This is a genomic window from Deinococcus hopiensis KR-140, assembly GCF_900176165.1.
Lineage (GTDB): Bacteria > Deinococcota > Deinococci > Deinococcales > Deinococcaceae > Deinococcus > Deinococcus hopiensis.
Genome location: NZ_FWWU01000005.1, coordinates 33,682 through 56,641, shown reverse-complemented (window position 1 = coordinate 56,641; position 22,960 = coordinate 33,682). Strand labels below are relative to the sequence as shown.

Sequence of the window (22,960 nt, the reverse complement as noted above, 5' to 3'; positions counted from 1 at the left end):
CCTCTCCCCCGCTCAATGGACCCGTTGCTCACGACCAGCACAGCAATTCTTCCCAAGGGGCTCATTATCCAGCGTTTCATGCTTTCGAGAAGAAGCCGGTCAGAATGGCGCAAGTTGTCCGAGGAGAGTGGTCTGTCGTAAGCCAGCCCTGCCCTATCCTCCAGCCCGCAGATGGATAAATTTAGTATCGGGTATGGCGGTGCAACCGGGTCATGCCTAGGAAACGGCCCTTATACAGCAAAGATACGCTGGGCAGGGCTTCACGGAGGAAGAGCTTCTCCTCTGCGAGACGGTATTGGGCCTTCAGATCCCGCCCATCTTCCGCGCCTACCTTTTCCTGGCCGGCTTGGACCGCCTCGGCCACACCGACGTGGCCCTCACGATACGCATCGCCACCACTTGTATGACAAACGGCGTGAGGAAGCCGTCTTTGACCTCACCGACCTGCTGCAGGCGAAGGCCGTATAAGTCCTTTGGGGAAGTGCACGATTGGCCTCTGCGGACCGCGCTTGTGCCGCTGACCCTCTCCACCCAGGCGCATGGAACTTTCTGGAGTTCCAGTCGTGTCATCTCCATACAAGTCAGGGCGCGACGAACCGGTCTGGTCGTCCGTCCAGTGGTATCGAGGGTACTGCCTGGTCAGCAGGTGTTCGTGCCAGCGCTCCCCGCGCATCTCGGGGCAACTGCCCTACATCGTCACGACGTCGGGTCACCAGGCGCGCAGCGACGCGGTGGGGAGTTGCACCGTGACGCAGAGTCCCCCAGCGGGCCGGGGGGTGAGGGTCAGGACCCCGCCGTGTGCCCGGGTGATGCTCTCGACGATGGCCAGGCCAAGACCAACGCCCGCGTGGTCGGTCACTCTCCGTTCAGCTCCCCGTTGAAACGGCTCGGCGAGCGTGGCAACCAGCTGTCGGGAGAGGTGCTCGCCTGTGTTCTCGACCGTGAGCAGCGCACGTGTGGGGAAAACGCTGGTCGTGACCCACACGTTGCCCCCTTCAGGCAGGTTGTGAACGACCGCGTTGTGGACGAGATTCGTGGTCAACTGCAACAAAAGTGCGTGCGAGCCGGTGGTGTGGATGGCGTCGCCAGAGGTTTTGATGGTGACGCCACGTTTTTCCGCGAAGGGGAGGAGCGTTTCCGCAGCTTCTTCCGCGATGAGAGACAGGTCGACGTGCTCTCGGGTGAAGGCCCGTCCGTCCGCGTGGCTGAGCACAAGGAGCGCTTCAGTGAGGCGGATAGCCCGGGAATTGACGGCGTGGAGGCGGTCGACGAGTTCGCTGGAGTCGCGGTGTGGGTCCCCGCGGGCCACGTCGAGCAGGGTCTGCGTAATCGCCAGTGGGGTTCGCAGTTCGTGGGCGGCGTTGGCGGCGAACCTCTGCTGTTCGCCGACCTGGGCTTCGAGGCGTGCGAGCATGGCGTCGAAGGCGTCGGCGAGTTCGCGGAACTCGTCTCTGCGGCCTGTGAGCTGGATTCGGTGGGTGAGCGATCCCGTTGTGGCTCTGCGGGTGGCGTCGGTGATGCGGGTCAACGGAGCGAGCATGCGGCCAGCGAGCAGCCACCCGCCCACGAGGCCGAACACCAGCAGGAACGCCAGGACCATAAGTGCTGCTGGAAGGAAAACATTGGGGCCGAAGTTGTGGAGGTTGAGGGCACGCAGAAAGTCAGACGGACCGGGAACAGACCAACTGTACGGTCGTCCGCGCAGGAGGAACACCCACACCGCAGCGAGCAGCAAGGCACCCGCGAGCATGAGGAAGCCAGCGTAGCTGAGCGTGAGCTTGAGGCGAACGCTTAACCCAGGTGCCCTACCCACCGCCGCTTTCCCCACCTCCGGCGTCTGCTCCCGCGCCGATGCGGTACCCGGCCCCAGCCACAGTGGCGATGATCCAGGGTTCGCCAAGCCGTTTGCGCAGGGCAGAAACCGTGATGCGCACGGCGTTGGTAAACGGGTCCGCGCGCTCGTCCCAGGCGCGTTTCAGGAGGTCTTCAGCGCTGACCACACCCCCCTCGGCGGCGATGAGCACTTCGAGCACAGCGAACTGCTTTCTGGTCAGCGCAACGTAGCGGCCGTCCCGGTAGACCTCTCGGCGAAACGGGTCCAGCCGCAGCCCGGCGATCTCCCGCACTGGCGGCCTACTGTGCGGGCACCTGCGGCCGAGCGCGCGGAGACGAAGCACGAGTTCCCGCAGCTCAAAGGGCTTGGTAAGGTAGTCGTCGGCACCAAGTTCAAAGCCGGACGCCTTGTCGTCTATCCGGTCGGCAGCGGTAAGCATCAGGATCGGTAGCCCGCTGCCGGAAGCCACGATGCGCCTGGCGATCTCGTCGCCGGAGGGCCCTGGAATATCACGGTCGAGGACGGCGATGTCGTAGGCGTTGATGCTCAGCAGTTCCAGAGCGGTGTCGCCGTCACCAGCGATGTCGGCCGCGATCGCTTCCAGGCGGAGGCCGCCCTGAATGGCTTGTGCCAGGTAGGGTTCGTCCTCGGCGATCAACACGCGCATACACTCCCGATTCTACGAACTGGAGCATATCGCCGGCATATTGAAAACCACATACGCTCAGGCAACACCCCACTGTGTTGACTGGCCGCATGTTCAACAGCGCGTTGGCACGAACAGCCGCCCCCCGCACGCAACTGACCCTAATCGCTGCCCTTGTGGGCAGCGGCGTCACGCTGACCGGCGTCGTCGGTTGCCCGTCGGTCGGCGCTGCACTGGCGTCGGCATCCTCAGCGGTATTCCCCGCAGCTCTTCCCCTCGTCGCGCCGAGGCAGCGCGAGCCGGGCCCTCCGCGCCCGCCTGCCATGCCGCGGCCTTCGTCACCTCCACCGGCACCTCGGTTGATACCGGGCAGGGCAGATGGCGTCGTTCCCGACGGCGTGACGGTCTTTGATACTGAACTTCCAGCTGTGGCCAACCTCAACCCCGGTCTCCTCAGGGCGCTTCGTCAGGCGGCCAGAGACGCCGCGAAAGAGGACGTCACGTTCTTCGTCAACAGTGGCTGGCGCTCCCCGAAGTACCAGAACCAACTCCTTCAGGAGGCGGTGACGAACTACGGCTCAGCAAAGGAGGCCGCCCGGTGGGTGGCCACCCCGGAGACGTCTCCTCACGTGTCGGGGGACGCTGCCGACATTGGGCCCCCGAAAGCCGCGGCGTGGCTGTCCGAACACGGTGCCCGGTACGGGCTATGCCAGATCTACCGCAATGAGCCCTGGCACTACGAGCTGCGTCCCAAAGCGTCCGCCAGCGGGTGCCCGCCCATGTATGCCGACCCCACGCAGGACCCGAGGGTGCGGTGACGGGCCTGTATGTCATTGGACCGGTGTCAGCGTCTTCGTCACCTGTGGAAGAAAAAATGAGTAAAAAGCTTCGAACGCTGACCGCCCTCGTCGTGCTCGCCCTGCTCGGCACGGGGTGCCGGAGAGCGCCTGCCGGGACTGGGATGGGCACCGCCAACACCGCCACCCAGCGGGAGCAGGCGACGAAGTTCGCCGGGTGCATGCGGGAGAACGGCGTCCGCGCGTTCCCGGACCCGGACGCGTCGGGCAAGTTGACCATCGATGGGATAGCGAACGGCTCGCCGTCAGATACGGCGAGCGCGACGTTCAAACGGGCCATGGGCGCATGCAAGGACCTGCAGCCAGTGGGGTTCACGGGAGGCAGGAGAAATCACGAGCAGCAGGAGACGGCCCTCGAGTTCGCGCGGTGCATCCGCGACAACGGCGTGAAGGACTTTCCCGATCCCGTCAATGGCGAGCCCCTCGTCGACACCAACCGAATTCCGTCGTCGAACAGAAGCGGCGGAATGGCCATTCTCAACGCCGCCATGCAGAAATGCCGCAGTTTTGTGGAAAAGGCCATGGGGGGCCAGTGATGAAGCGCAGGAATTGGGTGCTGGGCGCAGCGGCCCTTCTCGCCGGAGGCATGGGCGTGATGCCCAGCGCCAGGCCACCGGCCACAGCTGCACAGGAGCCGTCGCCCAACACCGTGAAGGTGAAACAGGGCAAGCTCTCGGCAATGGTCTCTCTCAATGGGCTCCTGACCCACCGGGCACGCCCGGACGGCTCGCCCTACGCCGTGATTAACCAGACCCGTGGGATCTACACCGCGCTGCCCCAGACTGGCGACCAGATTGCCTGTGGAGACGTGTTCTACCGGGTAAACGACCATCCGGTGCTGCTGCTGTGCGGTCCCGTCCCGGTCTACCGCGCCCTGCACAGCGGCGATGTGGGCCAGGACGTACGGCAGCTCAACCGGAACCTGCACACGCTCGGCCATGACGTCGGTGCCGCTATCACGCCGGATGACAACACGTTCACCGTGAGGACCCGGAAAGCGCTTGAAAAGCTCCAGCAGGGCGAGGGCGCCAACGTGACCGGGAAGCTTGAGCTCGGCGACGCGGTCTTCCTGCCCGAGTCCGTGCAGATTGCGAGGGTGACGGGCGAACTCGGTGGCTCCGCCCAGCCGGGGGAGCAGGTCCTGTCCGCCACCTCGGGCACGCAGGAGGTGCAGGTGAATCTCGACGCGGCGCAGCAGGGTGAGGTGAAGAAGGGCGACCTCGCGCGGATCACCCTGCCTGGCAACGCGTCGGTGACGGGCAGGGTGGACCGGCTCGGGAGGGTGGCCCAGGTCCCTGCTGGACAGAGCGATGCTGGGGCCGCGACCCTCCAGGCCTACATCCGGCTCGACGACCCGACAAAAGCAGGTGGCCTCGACCAGGCTCCGGTCCAGGTGGACGTCACCGCCGAGGGGGTGGAGAACGCCCTGAGTGTCCCCGTGGTCGCGCTCGTCGGGACGCCGGGTGGTGGGTTCGCGGTCGAAATCGTGCGCGCTGGCAGTCGACGCGAACTGGTCGCCGTGAAGCTGGGCCTGTTCGACACCTCAGCCGGACGGGTTCAGGTCGACGGCAAACTCCACGAAGGAGACGAAGTGGTGGTGCCGCCCTTATGAAAAGTGAATGGGTTCTGGAGCTGGAGGGCGTGAACAAGGTCTACGGTGGGCAGCCTCCAGTGTCCGCCCTCCGGGACGTGTCCTTCTCGGTGCGGCGGGGCGAACTGGTGGCGATCGTCGGACCCTCTGGGTCGGGCAAGTCCACGCTCCTGCACATCCTGGGGACGCTGGAACTGCCGAGCAGCGGCGTGGTCCGGATCGGTGGGGTCAATGTGTCGCGGCTGAGTGACCCCGAGTTGTCGTGGCTGCGCGCCCGGGAGATCGGGTTCATCTTCCAGCAGTTCTTCCTGGCCGAACACGCCACGGTGCGCGAGAATGTCGCTGACGGCCTCCTCTACGCGGGCGTTCCCGCCGCCGAGCGGTACCGGCGCGCGGATGAAGCGCTCGAGCGGGTCGGCCTCGCTGAACGTGCGAACTTCAGGCCCACAACGCTTTCTGGCGGGCAGCGGCAGCGGGTGGCGATCGCGCGGGCGCTCGTCGGGCGTCCCTCCATCGTCCTCGCGGACGAACCGACCGGGAATCTCGACAGCGCGACCGGCGCGTCGATCATGGCGCTTCTCCGCGAGCTCAACGCCACTGGGGCCACCATCGTCATGATCACCCACGACGGGACCCTCGGGGGTGGGTTGCCACGCCAGATTCGGGTGTTGGACGGCCAGGTGGTCTCTGATACCGGTCAGGGCCACACCGTCATGGCGACTCCCACGGTGGGTGCATGCATGCCGGGGGAGTCGCAGTGAGGGCCAGGCGCGGGTTGGGGCTGAAGGACGGGTTGCGGGTGGCGAGCGTCGGGCTGCGGTCCAGGCCGCGGCGCGCCGCGCTGTCCGCGCTCGGAATCGCGATTGGGACAGCCGCGGTCGTGGGGATCCTCGGACTCTCCTCCTCCTCGCAGGCCGGGCTGCTCGCAGAGATTGACCGGCTCGGTACGAACCTGCTGACCGCTGAGGCCGGGCAGCGCCTCACGGGAGGTGAGGCGAAGTTGCCCCGCGAAGCACCAGCGCGGATCGCCCACCTGGACAACGTCGAGCAGGTGGCGCACACCGGCCTGATCAAGGACAGGTACGTCTACCGGAACCCGGTGATTCCGGTGGGCAACACGGGGGGGCTCCAGGTGCGGGCCACCAGCCTCAACCTGCTGTCCGTGCTGGGCACCGGCGTTGCACGCGGCGACTGGCTGAACGGGGGCACGGCCCAGGTGCCGGTCACGGTGCTCGGCGCGGCCACTGCGGCGCGGCTGGGGATCGGCCGCGTCTACCCGGGTGGGCGCGTCTGGCTGGGAGGCCAATGGTTCAGCGTCGCGGGCATCCTCAAGCCCTCACCGCTGGTACCCGACATCGACAGCAGCGCACTGATCGGGTACCCGGCGGCTCAGAAGTACCTCGGCTATGTCAGCCGAGTTCACGGCGAGCAGCAGGCTGGCCCGCCAAGTTCGGTCTACGTGCGCGCCGCCATCCATGCTGTGGCGGGGGTCCAGTTGCTGCTCGGGCGGACGGCCAGTCCCGGGGCACCGAGCGAGGTGAGCGTCAGTCAGCCGTCTGACGTGCTGACTGCCCGGGCCGCAGCGGCGGGAGCGTTCGACAGCCTCTTTCTCGGGCTCGGCGTGGTGGCCCTGATCGTGGGCGCCGTAGGGGTCGCCAACATCATGGTCATCTCGGTGCTCGAACGCCGTTCGGAAATCGGGCTGCGCCGCGCCCTGGGGGCAACGCAGGGTCAGATCCAGACGCAGTTCCTCGCGGAGTCGGTCCTGCTGTGCGTTACCGGCGGTGGTGCTGGCGTGCTGGCCGGGGCCGCGGCAACAGCCGTCTACGCCAGCTCGAAAGGCTGGGCCGTCGTTATCCCCCCCGAGGCGTGGGCAGGCGGCATCGCGTCGGCCATCGTGATCGGAGCCATCGCTGGCCTGCTACCCGCCGTTCAAGCGTCCCGGATGTCGCCGACCACGGCCTTACGCACGGGATGAGCCGCACCAAGGTGCGCTTCCCGTTGACGACGCCTCTATCCACTTTCACCCTCGTGCGGGAGCACGGAATGCCTGTCACCAGCGGGTCGTGAATGGGCATGATGCCATCCTCAACCTCCTGCTTTCGCTCACCGGCACACGAAGGAGACATTGCAAATCTGGAATGAGACCGTACAGTGGGTCACCTGAACTTCAGGCAACGCGGCAGGAACGTCGTTGTCTACTTGCATAACCTGTCAGCACCTGCCCGCGGAGTGACCTGGGAATGGCACATGACCTGAAGCCGAACAGTCAGGTCTGTATAAAGCGAAAACCCTGCCTGGGGAAATGGCCCAACCGCTTGATCGCACAGTGCTCTTCGCCCTCGTGCAGCGCCTACTCGGTGGTGACGACCAGACTGAGGCATCTGGAATCGTCAGCCATACCCATGACGCTCAAGGCAGCCGTGACCGTTCGCTTTCCGGGTGCCGGGAGGGTGCCGATAATCACCCGTTGGACCCGCGGCCAGGTTCTGCGAGAGAACACGGGTGCAAAGGCATTCACACTGCGGGTGAACCAACGCGGCAGAGGTGACATGGTCAAGTCTGACAGGGGGCAACAGCGTGCTGTTGCCCCCAACAATGGCCAAAGTCGAGCTTAGGCCTCTCTTCCTGACACCCATGGAAACAAGGGGGTGTGCAGGCTGCGAACAAGGCCCCGCTGCTTGAGTAGGGCTGGAGCAGGCCGGTTTACTTCTTGATACTGGCGTCTTTTGGGAGGATGTAGATGGTCTCCAAACCCCAGGGTTGCGGCTTGGCAGGAAACTGGGCCGTGCGCCATACCACGTAGTTGCCGATGGCGTCGGCCTTGAGCACGGTGTCCTTGTAAGGCGCGTCCGGCCACCTGACGTCTGCTGGAGCCTGAGCGTCTGCCACCGCGATCAGCCCGCCCTTGCCCAGCACGTCACTCAGCCTGGCCATGGGCGCGTAACCGTCGATGCACCAGAACATGATCTGCGCGCCCTCCGCTGCGAGTTCCTCGACATTCGGAATGCGGGCTTTCAGGAAGGCGTCGAGGTCATAGGCCTTCGCCTGGAGGTCCCGCTTGTACAGGTAATCGCCCGCGATGGTCACGGTCTCCGGCTGGAGGTCCGCCGCACGAAAAGCCACGTCACTGACGTTGACGCGTGCCAGAGCCGCCACCTTGAACGTGGCGAGCTGCTGGGCTTTGGGCTGAACGGCGTGAGCGGAACCAAGGGCGAGGGACGCGAGAAACAGGGGCAGCAGGATAGTGGGTTTACGCATGCAGGACTCCTTTGATGAATGTTCGCGGCGTGCAGAGTAACGCCTTCTGCCCGAGCAAGAGGCCGCATATGTGGGACCCAGCAAAGCCTCTCTTTCAGAACGGTCCTGTTCGCTGTGTTCCTTCGGGGAGTCAATGAACGCTTCGCCCACAGGCCGCTTGCAGCCTGCTTCCTGTCGCCTTGCCCTTGATCTCCCCTCTTCGTGCCTTTGTCGAATCGGCAGCGCAGGCCTCCACGCCGGGCCGCCCCCAGTGGTGGACGGACTGCTGCCCCCGGTCACTCAGCGCAGGCGCTGGCCAGATAACACTGGCGGCCTCTCTCTGGCCGCTCTACCCTCTTCGCCACACCCTCGGCGGTGAGTACAGGCGCGGTGCGCCGTGAAGTGGACTGCCTTCCTTAGCGCTCACCCACCACCGAGAGTAGAGCCTGACGCGCCCGCTCAATCCTGCGGGCGTCCTCGCTGTCTGCTTCTGCGGTCATGGTAACGATTTTGAGGTTCGTGTCGCCGACGGTGAGCACGTCACAGTCCACCCACACGTCGCCGACGACGGGATGCTGAACGACCATGTGGTCCTGCGAATGGTTGCCGACCACACCCGCGCGCCACATCTCCGCGAATTCTGGGTTCCCCCCGATTAAGTTGTGCAGAAGGTCCATCAGGCGCGGGTCGTTGGGATACTGCGCGCTGGCCAGCCTGAGGTCGGCCACCCTCGCCCGCTTGGCCTTTCCCGGGTGGTCGCCGAGGACTGGCCACCCGCTCACGCGGCTACGTCCACCCGGCACGGGGAAGCACGCGCCCACGAAGTTGCGGTCCTCCGGCGCGACGCTGGAGGGGTCACCGACCAGCGCGGCCCAGCTCTGACTCCACCAGATTTGCCGCCAGTCCGCCGCGAAGACGGACACGGGGACGTCTCCCAGCCGGGTGAGCAGCCGCATCACGGCAGGAGAGATCTCGTCGCTGATCAGCTGATCGGCGGGTGGCCGCAGACCAGCCAGGACGTAGAGGTGATCGCGCTCCGCCTGGGTGAGCCGCAGGGCCGTGGCCAGGGACGCCACGGCAGGGCCGGACGGCGCGGTCGACCTTCCTTGTTCCAGCCGCACGAGGTAATCCACCGAGAGGCCCGCCAGCTCGGCCAGTTCCTCACGCCGCAGTCCTGGCGTCTGACGTGAGGCTCGGTCAGGCAGGCCGGCCTGGGCAGGGGTGAGCCGTTCACGCCAGACGCGCAGGGTCGCCGCCAGGCTGGTTTCCTTCAGCATGGACTGGATGGTACTGCCACCGCCGAACGAGCGGGAGGGTAGGAATGACAGTCCTACGGCGTGACACTCTCTGTGCAGCACCGCGCCGATCACCCAGACTGTCCCCATGACCACGACTTTCGTCACCAGAGCAAACAAGGGCGTGGGGTTCGAAACCGCCCATCGCCTCTAAGGACATCGGCCAGACCGTCATCCTCGGCGCCCGCGATGCCCAGCGCGGTCAGCCGCTGCCGACATCGCGGCGCACGAGGGCCACCTCGGCGTGCTGATCAACCACGCCGCAGTGACTGGGCCTCTTGCCGCCCTCTTCCAAAAACCACCCAGACGTTCCCTGACTTCACCCTTGAAAATTCTTAAAGCGAGAACTGAATCATGAAAAAACTGGAAGGCAAAATCGCGCTCATCACGGGCGGCAGTTCGGGCATCGGCCTGGCAACCGCGCAACGTTTCGTGGCGGAAGGCGCGTACGTCTTTATTACCGGCCGTCGGCAGGAAGAGCTGGACGCCGCCGTAAGGCTTATCGGCCAGCAGGTGACCGGCGTGCAGGGTGACGTGGCCAATCTGGCTGACCTCGACCGTCTCTACGAGCAGGTGCGCCAGCAGAAAGGCCACCTCGACATTGTGTTCGCCAATGCCGGCGGGAGCAATGGTATGGTGCCGCTGGGCGCCATTACGGAAGAACACTTTGATCAGGTGTTCAACATCAATGTGAGGGGATTGTTGTTTACCGTGCAAAAAGCGCTCCCCCTGCTGCGCGACGGGAGCTCCATCATCCTCACGGCATCCACGACCGGCTCCAAGGGGGCGGCGGCCTTTAGTGTGTACAGCGCCTCGAAGGCCGCCGTGCGCTCATTTGCCCGCACCTGGACGGTGGATTTGCAGGCCCGTAAGATTCGGGTGAATGCGCTGAGCCCCGGGCCTACGGAAACGCCTGGCGTCACCCGGTTGGGCGATACGCCGGCGCAAAAGCAGTTCGTCAAAGACTACATCGTCGCCAACGTGCCGCTGGGCCGGTTGGGGCAGCCGGAGGAGACGGCGAAAGCGGCCGTTTTCCTGGCCTCCGACGACAGCAGCTTTATTACGGGCATTGAGCTGTTTGTGGACGGCGGTGTGGCTCAAATCTAGTTGGTGCTGCGTCACGCGCAAACCTCCGCCACGCCGTCGCCCGATCACTCCCACCGTTCTGGCACGGACTTGGGGGCGTACTGCGCTTGAATCTCCCTCACGTCTGCGCAATCAAGGCACCAGCGCCCCAGGAACATTCGTCAGACCGAAGCGGTTCCCCCCAAGCGGTAACCGTGCTATCCCACTTCAAAGCCAAAATGTGAACGCACCCTCCCGCAACGACGACCACACTGCTTAGTTCCACAGGAACGTTCGTCTGCCAAGGGCAGTTATACCCCCAGGCCACGACCGTGCCATCCCATTTCAACGCCAGGCTGTAAGCGTCACCTACTGCGGTGGCCACCACACCATTCAAGCCCCCGCCTGCCTCACCGCACAAATATTCTACAGCGGTTCAGACTTTAATCCTATATGCTGCCAAGGTGATTCAAACCCTACGAATTCCAATTGCACTGGTTATCTGCATAGCGTCTCTAACTTCATGTTCAACTTTTGCTTCGAGTGAACAGAAAGTTAGAGGGTGAAAAGATGCCCATCCAAAATAGAAGGTCTGGTTCTGTGGCGAGCGAACAAACAGGCTGAAGAAGTACGTGTGGGACGTTTATTGATGACGAGGTAGCCGCATCCCCAGTTCCGAGATTCCAGATCCAGCCTGGCAGCAGAGAGCTGGGAAGGGTGCTCGAAGTTGATCAAAGGTCTCTCCGCTGACCAGCAAGAAAACAGGCTCTGGGTCGGGTGTTTACGCAAATACCAAAATCAGGTCATTCAAGTTGGATCGTGATCTTGGCAGCTTCTAAGCCTGTTGCAGAATTATTAGGGACTCCAATAAGTTGTGGGGGTTCGCAAAAATACTATTCCTGCTATGTAGACGATATAGATAGTATGGAAGATTTTGCCAAAGGTGTATCACAATACACCAAGAATCATGCCAAGTGGCGGGGATATGTATACGAGTACAAGAGCGAGACTTTAACTGAATACGACGCAAGATATAATGAGTTGTGCTATAAAGGCACCAAATATAAAGACGGGACTTGGTTATACATCGTAGAAATCGCATCCCCTAGTTGTTACCGCTCACCCCTGTTTGGCGATTCAAGAGTGAAGGTGCCTTGGCAGAAGTGACAGCTAAAGCCCCCGTCCCCCAAGGCGGCATAAATCAGCGGTTGTCAATTCAGGGCGTCAAGCGCCTGCAACCCAGCAGAAGGCCCCACCTTGCCTCACGGCGGGTGGGGCCTTCTGTTTATGAGCGAGTCAGATCAACACTGACGCGAACCTTCTTGCAACAGGCCCTTGATACTCTCTCCGGGCTTTTGAATCAGCTTGATGGAAAGATAACCTTGTCGAATCGCTCTATCATCTAGAGCATATACCTTCCATTGACTTTGAACAGCATCCGCTTTAGGGTGGGTTCCATATGCATCCGGTCGCATGGGAAGGTCTTTAAAATTTACAGCGTGGAACAGTATTGCACCGTGCAGACAAACGAGTCGCCCGGCTGATTTTTTTATAGGCCATATGCCACTCCAACTTTCTTCGTCTATATCTACATGAGGAGCACTCCAAACTTCTACTGCGGCTGGCCCACCTTCCAGCCTAAAAGGATTGGGTTTCTTCATGGGGACAAAAGAGAGCATAATGCCGCATCCAGTTATTGAAAGCAGCAGCCTCAGATGGAGAGCAGTCCAGAACTCACAGCGTCCAACGTGAGGAGGGCCCCCGCGACCAGGAGAAGGACCAGAATTCGAGTTGAGAAGGGACGTGGCATGTCCAGAAGCTATGCCTCGTTGACTGACAAATGTGTCACCCGCCTCTCTTCACCACTGCCCGGTACAGCGCCTCTAGCTCAGCCACGGGAAAGGCCCCACCCGCCGCGAGGCAAGGTGGGGCCTTCGTCCTGCTTAGGCTCTCAACCTCTCAGAAATGAGAGGGCAAGCAGGGCGGCATCCGCAAGGATAAACACCGCTAAGAGTAGCCACAGAACGTCGTTTGGCCCTAGACGAACTCCTCTCCTGCGGGCGAACTGTCTCATAAAAACAGCGTACTTACCCGATTCCAGTAGGTATGAAATCCTTCAACAACAAACCTTTTGCTGAACCTTACCGCTTCTTGACGACCGCCCGGTACAGGGCATCCAGTCCAGCCACGGCGCCAGCCTTGAGCGCTGGGGCGAACGGCTGGACCCAGACGGGCAGCGGCGGCACGGCGTACCGGCAAACACCACGCCGAAGATCAGAACCACCAGGGCGTCGGCGCTCTTGCCTTTGACCAGCGGCGCCCCATCGCGCACAGCGAGGCTCACCACTCCGGCCACCGTTGTCGCGAGGGACAGGGCCTCGGGGAAGCTCAGCTTCCGGTCTCCGAGTGCGGCCTTGACCTGATCGATGCCGCCCAGCACCTGGGGCAGCAGGCGCGTGAGCAGCGCGGCCAGCGCCACGTCATCCAGCGGTGCAGGCGGGGGAGGTGTGGGTGGGGGCACGAGTTTGGGTAGGGTTGGGATGCCCTCAGGCGTCCGCTGAGGCGTGATCGGCGCAGGGGATGCGGAGAGAATGACAGTGCCCGCCTTGCGGCGGGCTTCGAGGATGGCCTTCACGAGGTCAGAGCCAGCGGGAGGGGTCATGGGTTGCTCCTCAAAAGGCGCGGCCCCACCGTGAGGCAGGGCCGGAAGAGAGCTGTGTTACGTTCCCGACATGAAGGCCTTCGTACACATCAGTGGTGATCAGCCTGGACTGATTGGCTGGGGGTGCTTCGATGTCATGTTGGACGGCATCAAAGCAGGCCTTGATCGTCTTCCCCATCTCGACAGGGAGGAAGTTTTCAGCGAGTGGTGCTACGAGTTGTATATAGAAGAGTTCAATCAAATACTTCTATCCATCAACAGTCACCTCTTAGAGAAAGCTCTGATCACGGAATCCTTCGCAATCTTCTGGAACACGGAAATCCTACCTCTGGTTGAGATCGATCCTAGGTATCAAGGTGTGTGTACTCCTGTTCGGTGATCTCACTGCCCACCCAGCCCTTTGCCTTGGCCGACAGAGGGGACTTCTCGTTGGAAGTCTACGCATTGCCGAGCGGTGGTGATTCCACCCACTGATTGTGGTGCCAGCACAGCGTATTCTCGTCTCGGAAGAGGTGATCCTCATGACGGCCAACAGCGTTGATAGGATTGAACTGGGCGGTGGTGACCTGAGCCTGAAGGCAGAAGGACACGTCATGATGACGGTGAACGGTCGACCGGTCTACGCTAACCCAGATTCTCAGGCACTGGTCAGCGTGGAAGAGCTGTTGCGCCTGGCTACATTCATCACCGATAGCCAGGATGTCGCTCAGGCCTGGATGGAGCGGCCGAACCCCGGACTGAGCAACCTCACGCCCCGCGAAGCGGTCGAGGTCGGCCAAGGTCAGAGAGCCGCCAACATCTTGAGGTCCTTTCTCGCCTTGTGAAACGCGGCGCTGACCTCCAAGCAGTCCTTATGGCCGCCGCTCTTGTGCGCCTGCCTCAGAGGTCAAAAATGGAATGAGGGGATGAGAAGTCGGCTTCTATACAGTGGCGTTCTGGTGTCAAGCGTGTTGCGCTTGTGTTGCATTCAATGCTCCCTGGTTGGAGCTGGTGCGGTGATGCCTTTGCCCCATGAACTTACACCGCCTCTGCAGAGAGCCCTGTCCAACGAGGGCCGGTATGACGCGCGCAAGATCGCCGATTCTCTCGGTTTGAGCCTGCGTGAACTCGCGCGGCTCATGAGGCGCAACGTCGGCGTCCTGATCCACAACATGAGGGACTGCAGGCCGATCTCCGTCAGGTCGTGATCGTGCTGGACCTAAGCGGGAGTACAGGATCGCCGCCCGAAGCGATTCGCACCTGGTTTCCCAGTCCGATTTCGGCCCTAGGTGACCGCGTGCCGCTGGACATGCTCCGGGAAGGGCAGAACGAGGAGCTGATCGAGACCCTCTCGCACGTATTGGAGGGCATGCCGGGCTGATGTTCCGTTCCGCTGTTGGCGCCATAAACACGGATGACTTCACCGCCGTTAACAGGCTGGTGGACGGCCTGAGGAGCAGTAGGGGCCGAGGGTGGAGTTCCGGGGACAGAGCTTCTCCTTTTATGGCGCGTCTCGTGTTGGGACTGGAAGTACGGGGAAGGGCACACCCGCACGCAGACGCTCCGTGGTCAGCGGCCCAAGCTCCCGTCCAAGACGTGCAACACGTCGAAGCGTCGTCTGCCGACGTTCCTCCACGTCGGGAGGACAGTGTTCCGGAGCAAAGACACGTTCCAGATCGGCCGTAGACAGAAAAATTGTGCGCATCTCGACCCCCTGACCATCAATTTACAACGCGAGTTGCCGAATAGTTCGGGCCATGCTCCAGAACTCGCTACAAACGGCGTGGTCTGAGCGACCACCAACTAAACGCCGGGCAACAGACGCCCTTCGCTGCTCTGGGCTGCATCTCGGCCCTCAGTCACTGACCCCAAGACCCTGGACTGAGGACTGAAAGTGGACTGTTCAATGACGGCGGCTTGAACCTGGTGGTCTGATTCAGAGGTCCTTTGACATTTCTGCAGAGGAGAATGGCCCAGCCCGTGCCCTCCTGGCATTCTCCCCAATTGTCAACGTTTTTCTGAATCAGACCACCAGGACCGTGGGTCTGGAGGGCCTCCCGCGTGGTCAGGGTGCCTCACGTCGCGATGTGGTGCAGCAGCTGGCGTTGAGGAGGGGTGAGGTGCGCGGCGTTCAAGGATGGGGTGAGACGACGGCGAGGGGGCACAGTGCTCTTGAGCGTCATGCCTCCAGCAAGTGCGGGGGAGGTGGTGATCTTGCGCCGTGCGTACACCCCCGTCCCTTCTCCCCTTCCGTACGCCTCAATCCGCCATCCTGAGTGGGAATTTACGAAACAAGTTGCGTGACGAGGGTGGATATAGCCTCCTCCGTACGGTCCGTGGTAGGGGGTATGCCATGAGATCCCTGGCGTGATCCTCTGACTTTGACGCGTTGAAGCGTTCCAAACCTGCTGTACCGTGGCCACCCTGCTCCACCCCCTCACCCTGAGGCCATCCCCATTCGCCTCGGCCCCTTGAGCGAAAGCCCTTACACTCTCTCATGCCCAGGTCCCACCTGCCTCTCCCTTCCGCACGTGCCGAATGAGTCAGGGCAGCCCAGAGGTAATTCCCTTCGATCTTGCCCGCATGTTCCTGGGCGACACCTCGCCCCTCTTCCTGCTGGAGATCGCCTTCCGCACCGCCCTGATGTTCCTGTGGCTGGTCTTCCTGCTCCGCGTCACCGGCAAGCGCGGCCTGGCCCAGCTCAGCCCCCTCGAACTCGCCATCGTCATTGGGCTGGGTTCCGCTGCCGGGGACCCGATGTTCTACCCGGAAGTCCCCCTCCTGCACGCCATGCTGGTCCTGGCCCTGGTCGTGGTGTTCCAACGTCTCCTGTCCTTCCTGGTGATCCGCAGCGAACGCGTCGAGACCTTTGTCGAGGGCAAGCCGGTGGAGCTGGTACGCGACGGGGTGATCTTCCTTTCAGCCCTGGCGCAGGCGAACCTCAGCCGAGAGGACCTGTTCGAGCGTCTACGGGCACAGGGCGTTCGGCAACTGGGTGAGGTGCAGCGCGTGTACTTTGAGCAGGACGGGAACCTGAGCGTCTTCTCCCTGGAGGAAGACCCGCCTGCAGGCCTGGCCATCGTGCCGCCCTGGGACCTGGAATTGCCTCCTCCCGTGCTGGCTGGGGCCGCCTACGTGGGAGCACTCGCCTGCTTGCAGTGCGGCACGACCCAGCGTATGGAGGCAGAGGTTCGGGCCTGTCCATCTTGCGAACACGCCATCTGGACGCCTGCGACGACGGATCCGCTGGGGGGAACAGGGAAGGGAAAGAGGGGCGGGCAGAGCGGAGACCGTTCCCATCAACCGCAGGGGGGTGGGAGCGGGCCGGGGCACAAGAGCTAGAAGCCGCCGCCCTGCTTGAGAAGCAGCAGCGCCAGTCCACCCACGATCAGCAGCAACGGCAGCAACCACTGTGGTGGAAGGCGCCACACCAGCCCGATCACAAGAGCGGCAACCAGGAGCAGCGCCACCTGACCTGCTTGCAGGAGACTGCTCGGCACGGAGAAGGCATACGCGCTCATGTACACGGCCAGCAGAGCAGCGAAGGTCACCAGCAGCGACAGCAGCACCTTCCCCAGAACGGCCATGCGCAGAGCATACGGGACCAGCTGAAGTCTCCCGTCGGGCCCACTCCGGACGGCCCGGCCTGCAAGACGCTCCGCCAGCACCCGAAGCGCCTCCGGCGATGGGACTGGAATGCGGTAGGAAATCCAGCGCCATGACGCGAGGAATGGCGCGTCTTTGGATTTCTGATTTCCCGGCGCTCTCTGCCGGGAAATCCGCATGGAGGGCCACGCCATGGGCGCTCCCCCAACACAGCAGCAATAGACCTCTTGCGAAAGTCACGATCGGCAGGCTTGGGTGAGGTTGCACAGCGCTGCGATGAGCTGAACCCGGAGTGCAAACCGACGCCGCCGATGTCGGTACACGCCCTTCAGCACACGGAAGATCTTCATGCGACGGATCATATGCTCGATTGCCTGCCTGGTATGCGCGAGGACACGGTTGTCCTGGCGCTGCTCCGCGGACAGAGGCGACGCCTGCGTCGCCTTATGGGGGGTAAGGGCGTGCCTGTGGCTTCTCCACAGGCCCTGATACCCTGCATCTCCAATAAGCGCCGTTTGGTGAGGAAAACGAACGCCTGACTGACGAAACAGCTTTAGGTCATGAACCGCCCCAGCGCTCGTGGCGGTGCCCAGGATGCGCTGCGTCACTGTGCACATCAGCACCTGAAATTTCAGGGTGTGCCGCTTTTTCTTGCCGCTGTACCACGCGCGCTGCTTTTTTTGGGCCGTTCACAGGGCACTTCGGAAGCATCGACCGCGACGATGCTGTACACGAGTTGTGCTTCCTGAAACACGCGTTTCTTGGGCAGCTGGAACCGTGCACTGGCAATCAGAGCCGCTTCCACGCGTTCCACCGTGCGATGCACGGTGGCTTCGTGCACACCCCAGTCGTCACCCAGGTGGGCGAAGGTCCGGTACTCGCGCCAGAATTCCAGGGTCATCAGCAGTTGTTCCGCCACGCTGAGCGCGGCGGGGCGGCCTGATTTCTTTTTCTGTCCTTCGCGTAGGGTCAGCACCTCTTCCATCTCAGCAAACGTTTCCGGGTAGACCCCGGTGCGTCGACGGAACTGCTTGCGATTCATCTTCAGCGTGCGTGTCAGACGGTCTCGCTCCACCCTCCCAGCTTAGCCTACGACTTTCGCAAGAGGTCTATTCTTTCCTTTGTGAGTTCCAGGGAAAGAGCGTGACGTTTCACAGAGCGGATCGCCAGCAAACCAGCTTCTGGCACAACGCCTACCCCTCATTCCGGGTGCAAGCACAGATACACGTGGCAAGAGCACGGTGTGCCACCAAAGACAGCCCGCACGAACCAAATAAAGGATGGTAAAATCCAGGGGCAGTCCTTCTCTGGCGAACATGTAGTACGCTTGTCCCGTGCCTTATTCCAGATTGAGCGAGCAGGTTCAAAAATTGTCCACCCCCCAGCAGAGCGATGCCTTCGTCAAGCGTTTCCGCGACGCGGTGCGAGAAGGCGAGTTTGACGCCATCGATCTTCCCGAGCGCTTCACGTTGCCGAAGAAGTTCAAGCGTCGTGGCAGTGACGAGACCTACGAGAAGGACATGAAGGACATGGTGTTTGAAACCTCCTCCAAGTTCGACAAGTGGTTTGAAGGCGTGGAGAAGGAACTGGCCGCAGCACCTACCCGTAGCCGTGGCAAGCCGAGGCTCACGCTGGAGAACCTCGAAGAGGGCGTCCTCGATTTCAAGGCTCTCGCGGAAGAAACCCGCCGCAAGCTGCAGAACAGCTACGCGAAGGGCCAGAACCTCGGCAACTCGCGCAAGAGCAAGGCCGCAGCGCCCAAGCCCAGGGCCAAGCGCACCACCAAGAAGTAACCGCCCTCTTCTGACGTGCAAAACCCCCCGCCGGATGTGCAGGGGGTTTTGCGTAAGTGGCGACAGCGCCGCTTCTGTATCAGCTCCCAACCGGGGTGGAAGAGGCTTCTTTCTTGTCCTCGAGGGGGACGCACTGGTCACGCTCGTACAGGACGCTTAAACGCTCACTGTCGCGGGCCTTCTGTAGGAAGAGGACAACATGGAGTTGATCAAGGGCGGTTTTCAGCCCTTGGGCTTCCAGAGCCTTGTTGGCACAAGAAGCTCGGCATAAGGACAGCATTGCGGAAGATGCTGACCAAGCCTTGCCAGAAAGTAACTGCTCGGCATGAGGTTGAACTTCATGCCGAGCAGGCGCATACGGTTTTTTGGCCGCTTAAGGTCTCAGCCTAGGAGTTTTTGAACAGGATATTGTATTTCTGTCGTTGAGTCAGCCAGGTCATCCGGGTTGTGCTTGAGATAGATCTCCCGGAACGGTCCAGTGATCTCATAGTTGTGCTGCTCTATCCACTGGAGAAGCGCGGTATGCCCTTGCGTAAACTCCTGGAAATCTCCGTGATGTACCACGGAAGCAACCTCAACTTGCGGAAGGGTATGTACGGTCACCCTATCCGAAGAAGGGATGGGACGGTCAATGGGGAGCACGGCTTCTGCATCCTCATCCGCCAATGTGGACGCTGATGTGTACCAGACCGCCAGGTGTGGCGCATGCTTCTTTGCACCGTGGCGACCGGCATGCTCGTAGACTTCCTGGAATGCAGGGTTCAGGTACGCAGGAACCTGATCGTTCGTTGGGATGCTGATGCGGCGAGCGGCCACCAGCATGGACGGCACCGTTTTGAGGACGATCTCAAACGTTGGCATACAGTTCTCCTGTTCGATCCATCTCAAGCGGACCTCGAGACGTTCCAGACGGCGCTGTTCTTCAACGAGCCTCTCGGCTGCTTCGACTTGTCTGAGCTTGAGCATGCCCCGCAACTGCTCAGGAGAAACGTCGTCTTGGAGCACTTCGAGGATCTGTTCGAGAGAGAAACCGAGGTCTTTGAGGGCGAGAATGCGGTTCAGCCGAGGCAGCTGGGCGACGGAGTAATACCGGTAGTTGCTGTCCTGGTCAACTTTGAGAGGACTCAGGAGCCCACGTTCATCGTAATGACGGAGGGCGGCAACAGTGACTTGGCTGAGGCGGGCAAAATCTCCGATCTTGATCATGGTGGGTCCCTGTGCGCACAGATGCCTCTATGGTGGACTCTCTTGCGGCAAGAGAGTCAAGTGGCTCCCACGAAGCTCTTCAGCTGGAACACCGGTCAGGGAGAGCGGTAAAGGCCTTCCCACCCTCAACCTGGAGCCGGTGCCCTGCACCCGTCCCCGACCAGAATGAAGGCAGGCACCCGCCTGTACACACCGTTGGAGACCCAGACACTGGGGCACTTCGCCGCGCCTGACCGGTGGGAGACGCACATCAGCGTCACCCGCGAAACCACGCTCGCCGCTGCGCGCAGGCTTGTTCAGAAGCGGCCGGAGCCCGTATCAGTTTTGAACGCAGAGGGCACCAACGAGAAGAGTGATGATCAAAGACATGTACGTGTTTTCGTGTTCTATAGGGTTGGGGAGGAATTTCCGGCACACCTTCTCGAGAACGGTGTAGGGTTCTGTAAACGGTTTGCATGCCTTGCGTCAGGTACCTGAGGTGTCACCAGTCCGTCACCATGGTGACCCGTCGGTTCCGGGAGAAGTCAAGCGTTCCTGCCCATGCCTGGCTCGCAGGCATCGCCATACAGCGGTTCAAGACGTTGAGTCCGTCCACTGTTGCCGCGAACTCGCCTTCAAGGCTCGCGGTGAAACTGGCGTGCAACGCCTGCATCCACTCCGCTTTCGGATCGGCAATCAGGGCTCCTCCACGCCACATTGCCCCCACGACCAACGCTCCCGCTATCAGGACCAGGTTCTTGATGATGTACTGGCCCTCCGGCCGCCAGGCCCAGACCATTCTGCTTGACTTATCCATCACTCCGTTGAACGTCGGATCACTTCACTGACCGGTTAAAGTGGCGGAACTCAAGGCTTCAGGCTCTCGCCTATGCTCGAGATGACCACCTTTTTGGCGGAGACTCCGCGCTGCTGCGCCTCGAAACCTTGCTGAATGGACTCCAGACCCCGCCCGACCACCACCGGCTCCGGAACAGCGAGGTAGCGCCCCTCGGCCAGCGCCGCCGGGAGAAACCCGCCGAAGATCAGGGGACCGACCTCGTCGTTCATCAGCGAGCTGCCCCAGATGGACTTCGTACGAATACCGGCGCGCCAAGCCCTCAGCTGGAGGGCGGCGGTCGCCCCGAGCATCCGGCCCAGCAGGCGCGGCAGCAACAGGAGCGCGCGCGGCTGCTGGGCCAGCGGCTCGAAAGAGACGGGCGTGCTCGCCAGGGAGACGAATTTCCGGCCTTCGCATGCCCGCAGCACGTCCATGCAGGCACCGGCAGACCCGCTGGCGATTGATAACGCTCCAGCGAGCGTCCTTCCCTGGAGTGCCTCAATCATGTCTTGCACGACGGTCGCGCTGCGGTAGTCGAACACCTGCTTGGCTCCGAGCGCCCGCACGTAGTCGAAGTTATGGGGCGAGGCCGTCGTGACGACTTCGTATCCAGCGGCAACCGCGAGCTGGATGGCATTGCCGCCGACGCTGGTCGCGCCGCCCCAGACAAGCAGCGTCTGGCCGGTCGAGACCGGAGTGGCGGACGGGTACTGGAGGGCCAGCTGATCTTTCTGGAACAGGCCGCAGGCGGCGGTGGACAGGCCGAGTGGGAGCACCGCCCCCTGTTCATACGTGAGGTGATCGGGAAGAGGACAAGTCAGCCGTTCGAGGACGACGGCGTACTGTTGGAAGGCACCCTCGGCAGACGTGTTGCGGTTTTTCTCGGTGCCGACTGCCAGTGCCAACACCCGGTCGCCCACCTGAAACCGGGTGACGCCCGGCCCAACCTCCACCACCTCTCCGGCAAGGTCAAAACCCAGCACGGCCGGGGACTTCAACCAGGGGTAGGCGAATCTCCCGATAAAGGGAATCAGCCAGTCGACTGGGTTAACAGCGACAGCGTGAGTGCGAATCACCACCTCCTCCGAGCGGGGCGGCGTGTAAGAGGCGGGGCCGACCTCCAGCGTGAGACGACCTTGAACGAACCAGGCGGCGGTGTTGCTGAACGGAGGCGTGCCAGATCGAACAGAAAGGGCCATACCGGGACTCCTGTAAATGGAGGAAGCTGAATGTTTGGAGGGTGACTGCCTGGCTGGAACTGCTCCTTGATCTGCCGTTGCGGACTTCAGTTCCTGAGATTCGTACGCTTGTGCCTTCCTGACAGCTGACACCTCTGATGACACTGTATGACATCAACGTAGCATAGGACGGCACGCCATGTCATCACTTATACTTGAACCATGGCCAGATGGGAGGGAGGAGCGCAGGATCGACTGGAACGCGCGGCATTGGCTCTGTTTCTGGAGCAGGGTTTCGCCGAGACCACCGTGCCGCAGATTGCGGCCCAGGCTGGCCTGACCACCCGGACCTTCTTTCGGCACTTTGCCGATAAGCGCGAGGTGCTCTTTGCTGGGGACGACGCGGTGCCCGCGCTCGTGCAGCGCTTCATGGCGCAGGTCCCTCCGGACGTGCGTCCAGTGCCGCTGATTCTCTCCCAGCTTGCTCCTTTTGCCGAAACGGTATTCGGACATCGCCGTGACGTCCTGATGCTGCGTCACCGGATTATCAGCCTGGATCAGGGACTCGAGGAGCGGAAACTCCAGAAGATGGCCACACTCAGGGCGGCCATCGTCAATGGCTTCATGCACAGACATACCGACGAGCTGACGGCTGGCCTCGCTGCCGACCTCGCCATGATGGTGCTGGGCACGGCCCTGACCCGCTGGCTCACCTTGGACGAGTCCACGCCGCTTTCGGCAGTCGTGGCCCAGGTGCTGGCCGCCTTTAGACAACTTGCTTCGGAGCTGGAGATCAAGTCGGTGCCGTGATTTATCAACCGTTTCCGGACAATGAGGATGTCACCCTGGAGATGCTTGAGAAGGTGAAGAAGGCGCTGATACGGAGCCAAAGCAGTTCTCGTATATGGTTAAATTTATAATGAGGAGGTAGATTACGTTCAGAAGGACTTAAAAAACTATGACCCTTACAAACATATAAGCGGGAACCATCATTACCCTATACGACATCGTCTCCTCGGACCACACGTGGTTTGGTGTGCTGAAAGAAGTGTCCTGAAGAGGCAATCGCGCCACTGGTGGAGAGTTGTAACAATTCAGCGCGAGAACGGTCCGAGCACAGCTGGAGCTTGCCTTCGTTGACCAGTGCGTTCCAGGTTTAGGTACCGGGTCCAGCGCTGAGCGAGGGTGTCC

At 62.0% G+C, this 22,960-nt stretch carries 25 protein-coding genes; 13 read left to right on the top strand and 12 right to left on the bottom strand.

Annotated features, from left to right (window positions below; translation table 11 throughout):
• Positions 1 to 709: 709 nt before the first annotated feature.
• Together B9A95_RS05095 and B9A95_RS05090 are read right to left on the bottom strand one after the other, a co-directional pair.
• Positions 710 to 1,750 carry a sensor histidine kinase gene (locus tag B9A95_RS05095; RefSeq protein WP_281255814.1) on the bottom strand — a complete coding sequence of 347 codons (1,041 nt, stop codon included), beginning with the start codon at positions 1,748 to 1,750 and terminating at the stop codon, positions 710 to 712.
• Between the two features lie 55 nt (positions 1,751 to 1,805).
• Entirely contained in the window at positions 1,806 to 2,501 is a 696-nt protein-coding gene (locus tag B9A95_RS05090; RefSeq protein ID WP_084045873.1) for a response regulator transcription factor, read from the bottom strand.
• A 407-nt stretch (positions 2,502 to 2,908) separates the two neighbouring features.
• Between B9A95_RS05090 and B9A95_RS34475 the strand changes: the two genes are divergently transcribed.
• From B9A95_RS34475 to B9A95_RS05065, 5 genes are read left to right on the top strand one after another with little or no spacing between them, the layout of a single operon-like run.
• Positions 2,909 to 3,298, top strand: a complete 390-nt coding sequence (locus B9A95_RS34475; protein WP_212648255.1) for a M15 family metallopeptidase — start codon at positions 2,909 to 2,911, stop codon at positions 3,296 to 3,298.
• A gap of 56 nt (positions 3,299 to 3,354) precedes the next feature.
• Positions 3,355 to 3,873 (top strand): hypothetical protein, encoded by a 519-nt coding sequence (locus B9A95_RS33235; protein WP_084045872.1) that lies wholly within the window; start codon positions 3,355 to 3,357, stop codon positions 3,871 to 3,873.
• Complete coding sequence (locus B9A95_RS05075; RefSeq protein WP_084045871.1) at positions 3,873 to 4,949, top strand: peptidoglycan-binding protein; 1,077 nt, start codon at positions 3,873 to 3,875, stop codon at positions 4,947 to 4,949. Before B9A95_RS33235 ends, B9A95_RS05075 begins: the two co-directional genes overlap by 1 nt.
• The gene (locus tag B9A95_RS05070) at positions 4,946 to 5,689 is read left to right on the top strand and encodes an ABC transporter ATP-binding protein (protein ID WP_084045870.1); all 744 of its coding nucleotides are present in this window, start codon (positions 4,946 to 4,948) and stop codon (positions 5,687 to 5,689) included. Before B9A95_RS05075 ends, B9A95_RS05070 begins: the two co-directional genes overlap by 4 nt.
• Positions 5,686 to 6,906 carry an ABC transporter permease gene (locus B9A95_RS05065; RefSeq protein WP_212648254.1) on the top strand — a complete coding sequence of 407 codons (1,221 nt, stop codon included), beginning with the start codon at positions 5,686 to 5,688 and terminating at the stop codon, positions 6,904 to 6,906. Before B9A95_RS05070 ends, B9A95_RS05065 begins: the two co-directional genes overlap by 4 nt.
• Before the next feature lie 728 nt (positions 6,907 to 7,634).
• Here the strand turns inward: B9A95_RS05065 and B9A95_RS05060 are convergent.
• Both B9A95_RS05060 and B9A95_RS05055 read right to left on the bottom strand, forming a co-directional pair.
• A complete protein-coding gene (locus B9A95_RS05060) occupies positions 7,635 to 8,189 on the bottom strand; it encodes a hypothetical protein (RefSeq protein WP_084045868.1) in 555 nt (184 codons plus the stop codon).
• 395 nt (positions 8,190 to 8,584) lie between these two features.
• Positions 8,585 to 9,445, bottom strand: a complete 861-nt coding sequence (locus B9A95_RS05055; RefSeq protein WP_084046175.1) for a helix-turn-helix transcriptional regulator — start codon at positions 9,443 to 9,445, stop codon at positions 8,585 to 8,587.
• A 372-nt stretch (positions 9,446 to 9,817) separates the two neighbouring features.
• On the opposite strand from B9A95_RS05055, the gene B9A95_RS05050 reads away from it, so the two are divergent.
• Complete coding sequence (locus B9A95_RS05050) at positions 9,818 to 10,570, top strand: SDR family NAD(P)-dependent oxidoreductase (RefSeq protein WP_084045867.1); 753 nt, start codon at positions 9,818 to 9,820, stop codon at positions 10,568 to 10,570.
• A gap of 1,259 nt (positions 10,571 to 11,829) precedes the next feature.
• Here the strand turns inward: B9A95_RS05050 and B9A95_RS31580 are convergent.
• Both B9A95_RS31580 and B9A95_RS05045 read right to left on the bottom strand, forming a co-directional pair.
• The gene (locus B9A95_RS31580; RefSeq protein WP_139806471.1) at positions 11,830 to 12,189 is read right to left on the bottom strand and encodes a hypothetical protein; all 360 of its coding nucleotides are present in this window, start codon (positions 12,187 to 12,189) and stop codon (positions 11,830 to 11,832) included.
• 455 nt (positions 12,190 to 12,644) lie between these two features.
• Complete coding sequence (locus B9A95_RS05045; RefSeq protein ID WP_084045866.1) at positions 12,645 to 13,190, bottom strand: hypothetical protein; 546 nt, start codon at positions 13,188 to 13,190, stop codon at positions 12,645 to 12,647.
• 70 nt (positions 13,191 to 13,260) lie between these two features.
• Between B9A95_RS05045 and B9A95_RS05040 the strand changes: the two genes are divergently transcribed.
• From B9A95_RS05040 to B9A95_RS05025, 4 genes are all read left to right on the top strand, one after another.
• Entirely contained in the window at positions 13,261 to 13,569 is a 309-nt protein-coding gene (locus tag B9A95_RS05040) for a hypothetical protein (protein ID WP_084045865.1), read from the top strand.
• A 142-nt stretch (positions 13,570 to 13,711) separates the two neighbouring features.
• Positions 13,712 to 14,014: an antitoxin Xre/MbcA/ParS toxin-binding domain-containing protein gene (locus B9A95_RS05035; RefSeq protein WP_139806470.1), complete on the top strand. Its 303-nt coding sequence runs from the start codon at positions 13,712 to 13,714 to the stop codon at positions 14,012 to 14,014.
• 359 nt (positions 14,015 to 14,373) lie between these two features.
• Positions 14,374 to 14,550, top strand: coding sequence for an antitoxin Xre/MbcA/ParS toxin-binding domain-containing protein (locus B9A95_RS31575; RefSeq protein WP_170928428.1), 177 nt, complete (start codon positions 14,374 to 14,376; stop codon positions 14,548 to 14,550).
• Positions 14,551 to 15,707: 1,157 nt separating this feature from the next.
• Positions 15,708 to 16,511, top strand: a complete 804-nt coding sequence (locus tag B9A95_RS05025; protein ID WP_084045862.1) for a DUF421 domain-containing protein — start codon at positions 15,708 to 15,710, stop codon at positions 16,509 to 16,511.
• Here B9A95_RS05025 and B9A95_RS05020 read toward each other — a convergent pair.
• The 3 genes from B9A95_RS05020 to B9A95_RS05010 all read right to left on the bottom strand — a co-directional run bounded on the left by B9A95_RS05020 (position 16,508) and on the right by B9A95_RS05010 (position 17,817).
• Positions 16,508 to 16,756, bottom strand: a complete 249-nt coding sequence (locus B9A95_RS05020; RefSeq protein ID WP_084045861.1) for a hypothetical protein — start codon at positions 16,754 to 16,756, stop codon at positions 16,508 to 16,510. The two genes, B9A95_RS05025 and B9A95_RS05020, sit on opposite strands and share 4 nt — an antisense overlap.
• 255 nt (positions 16,757 to 17,011) lie before the next feature.
• The gene (locus B9A95_RS05015) at positions 17,012 to 17,398 is read right to left on the bottom strand and encodes a transposase family protein (RefSeq protein ID WP_245808063.1); all 387 of its coding nucleotides are present in this window, start codon (positions 17,396 to 17,398) and stop codon (positions 17,012 to 17,014) included.
• An 8-nt stretch (positions 17,399 to 17,406) separates the two neighbouring features.
• A complete protein-coding gene (locus B9A95_RS05010) occupies positions 17,407 to 17,817 on the bottom strand; it encodes a transposase family protein (RefSeq protein WP_084045069.1) in 411 nt (136 codons plus the stop codon).
• Between the two features lie 307 nt (positions 17,818 to 18,124).
• Here B9A95_RS05010 and B9A95_RS05005 point away from each other — a divergent pair, with 307 nt between their 5' ends.
• On the top strand, positions 18,125 to 18,568 hold the full coding sequence (locus tag B9A95_RS05005) for a hypothetical protein (RefSeq protein ID WP_342744562.1): 444 nt from the start codon (positions 18,125 to 18,127) through the stop codon (positions 18,566 to 18,568).
• 381 nt (positions 18,569 to 18,949) lie between these two features.
• On the opposite strand, the gene B9A95_RS05000 is transcribed toward B9A95_RS05005, so the two are convergent.
• Complete coding sequence (locus B9A95_RS05000) at positions 18,950 to 19,774, bottom strand: MerR family transcriptional regulator (RefSeq protein WP_084045859.1); 825 nt, start codon at positions 19,772 to 19,774, stop codon at positions 18,950 to 18,952.
• A gap of 165 nt (positions 19,775 to 19,939) precedes the next feature.
• On the opposite strand from B9A95_RS05000, the gene B9A95_RS36755 reads away from it, so the two are divergent.
• Entirely contained in the window at positions 19,940 to 20,251 is a 312-nt protein-coding gene (locus B9A95_RS36755; RefSeq protein WP_084045858.1) for a poly(ADP-ribose) glycohydrolase domain-containing protein, read from the top strand.
• Between the two features lie 4 nt (positions 20,252 to 20,255).
• On the opposite strand, the gene B9A95_RS04990 is transcribed toward B9A95_RS36755, so the two are convergent.
• Positions 20,256 to 20,570: a hypothetical protein gene (locus B9A95_RS04990; protein ID WP_084045857.1), complete on the bottom strand. Its 315-nt coding sequence runs from the start codon at positions 20,568 to 20,570 to the stop codon at positions 20,256 to 20,258.
• 50 nt (positions 20,571 to 20,620) lie between these two features.
• Positions 20,621 to 21,790, bottom strand: coding sequence for a zinc-binding alcohol dehydrogenase family protein (locus tag B9A95_RS04985; protein ID WP_084045856.1), 1,170 nt, complete (start codon positions 21,788 to 21,790; stop codon positions 20,621 to 20,623).
• 201 nt (positions 21,791 to 21,991) lie between these two features.
• Between B9A95_RS04985 and B9A95_RS04980 the strand changes: the two genes are divergently transcribed.
• Positions 21,992 to 22,579 (top strand): TetR/AcrR family transcriptional regulator, encoded by a 588-nt coding sequence (locus tag B9A95_RS04980; RefSeq protein WP_084045855.1) that lies wholly within the window; start codon positions 21,992 to 21,994, stop codon positions 22,577 to 22,579.
• Positions 22,580 to 22,960: the final 381 nt, after the last annotated feature.

What these genes read in the sequence shown, in the direction of transcription:
- B9A95_RS05095 (WP_281255814.1), bottom strand. Translation starts at nt 1,750, where the DNA reads ATGCTCGCGGGTGCCTTGCTGCTCGCTGCGGTGTGGGTGTTCCTCCTG.
- B9A95_RS05090 (WP_084045873.1), bottom strand. Translation starts at nt 2,501, where the DNA reads ATGCGCGTGTTGATCGCCGAGGACGAACCCTACCTGGCACAAGCCATT.
- B9A95_RS33235 (WP_084045872.1), top strand. Translation starts at nt 3,355, where the DNA reads ATGAGTAAAAAGCTTCGAACGCTGACCGCCCTCGTCGTGCTCGCCCTG.
- B9A95_RS05075 (WP_084045871.1), top strand. Translation starts at nt 3,873, where the DNA reads ATGAAGCGCAGGAATTGGGTGCTGGGCGCAGCGGCCCTTCTCGCCGGA.
- B9A95_RS05070 (WP_084045870.1), top strand. Translation starts at nt 4,946, where the DNA reads ATGAAAAGTGAATGGGTTCTGGAGCTGGAGGGCGTGAACAAGGTCTAC.
- B9A95_RS05060 (WP_084045868.1), bottom strand. Translation starts at nt 8,189, where the DNA reads ATGCGTAAACCCACTATCCTGCTGCCCCTGTTTCTCGCGTCCCTCGCC.
- B9A95_RS05055 (WP_084046175.1), bottom strand. Translation starts at nt 9,445, where the DNA reads ATGCTGAAGGAAACCAGCCTGGCGGCGACCCTGCGCGTCTGGCGTGAA.
- B9A95_RS05050 (WP_084045867.1), top strand. Translation starts at nt 9,818, where the DNA reads ATGAAAAAACTGGAAGGCAAAATCGCGCTCATCACGGGCGGCAGTTCG.
- B9A95_RS31580 (WP_139806471.1), bottom strand. Translation starts at nt 12,189, where the DNA reads ATGAAGAAACCCAATCCTTTTAGGCTGGAAGGTGGGCCAGCCGCAGTA.
- B9A95_RS05045 (WP_084045866.1), bottom strand. Translation starts at nt 13,190, where the DNA reads ATGACCCCTCCCGCTGGCTCTGACCTCGTGAAGGCCATCCTCGAAGCC.
- B9A95_RS05040 (WP_084045865.1), top strand. Translation starts at nt 13,261, where the DNA reads ATGAAGGCCTTCGTACACATCAGTGGTGATCAGCCTGGACTGATTGGC.
- B9A95_RS05035 (WP_139806470.1), top strand. Translation starts at nt 13,712, where the DNA reads ATGACGGCCAACAGCGTTGATAGGATTGAACTGGGCGGTGGTGACCTG.
- B9A95_RS05025 (WP_084045862.1), top strand. Translation starts at nt 15,708, where the DNA reads ATGAGTCAGGGCAGCCCAGAGGTAATTCCCTTCGATCTTGCCCGCATG.
- B9A95_RS05020 (WP_084045861.1), bottom strand. Translation starts at nt 16,756, where the DNA reads ATGGCCGTTCTGGGGAAGGTGCTGCTGTCGCTGCTGGTGACCTTCGCT.
- B9A95_RS05010 (WP_084045069.1), bottom strand. Translation starts at nt 17,817, where the DNA reads ATGAATCGCAAGCAGTTCCGTCGACGCACCGGGGTCTACCCGGAAACG.
- B9A95_RS05000 (WP_084045859.1), bottom strand. Translation starts at nt 19,774, where the DNA reads ATGATCAAGATCGGAGATTTTGCCCGCCTCAGCCAAGTCACTGTTGCC.
- B9A95_RS36755 (WP_084045858.1), top strand. Translation starts at nt 19,940, where the DNA reads ATGAAGGCAGGCACCCGCCTGTACACACCGTTGGAGACCCAGACACTG.
- B9A95_RS04990 (WP_084045857.1), bottom strand. Translation starts at nt 20,570, where the DNA reads ATGGATAAGTCAAGCAGAATGGTCTGGGCCTGGCGGCCGGAGGGCCAG.
- B9A95_RS04985 (WP_084045856.1), bottom strand. Translation starts at nt 21,790, where the DNA reads ATGGCCCTTTCTGTTCGATCTGGCACGCCTCCGTTCAGCAACACCGCC.
- B9A95_RS04980 (WP_084045855.1), top strand. Translation starts at nt 21,992, where the DNA reads ATGGCCAGATGGGAGGGAGGAGCGCAGGATCGACTGGAACGCGCGGCA.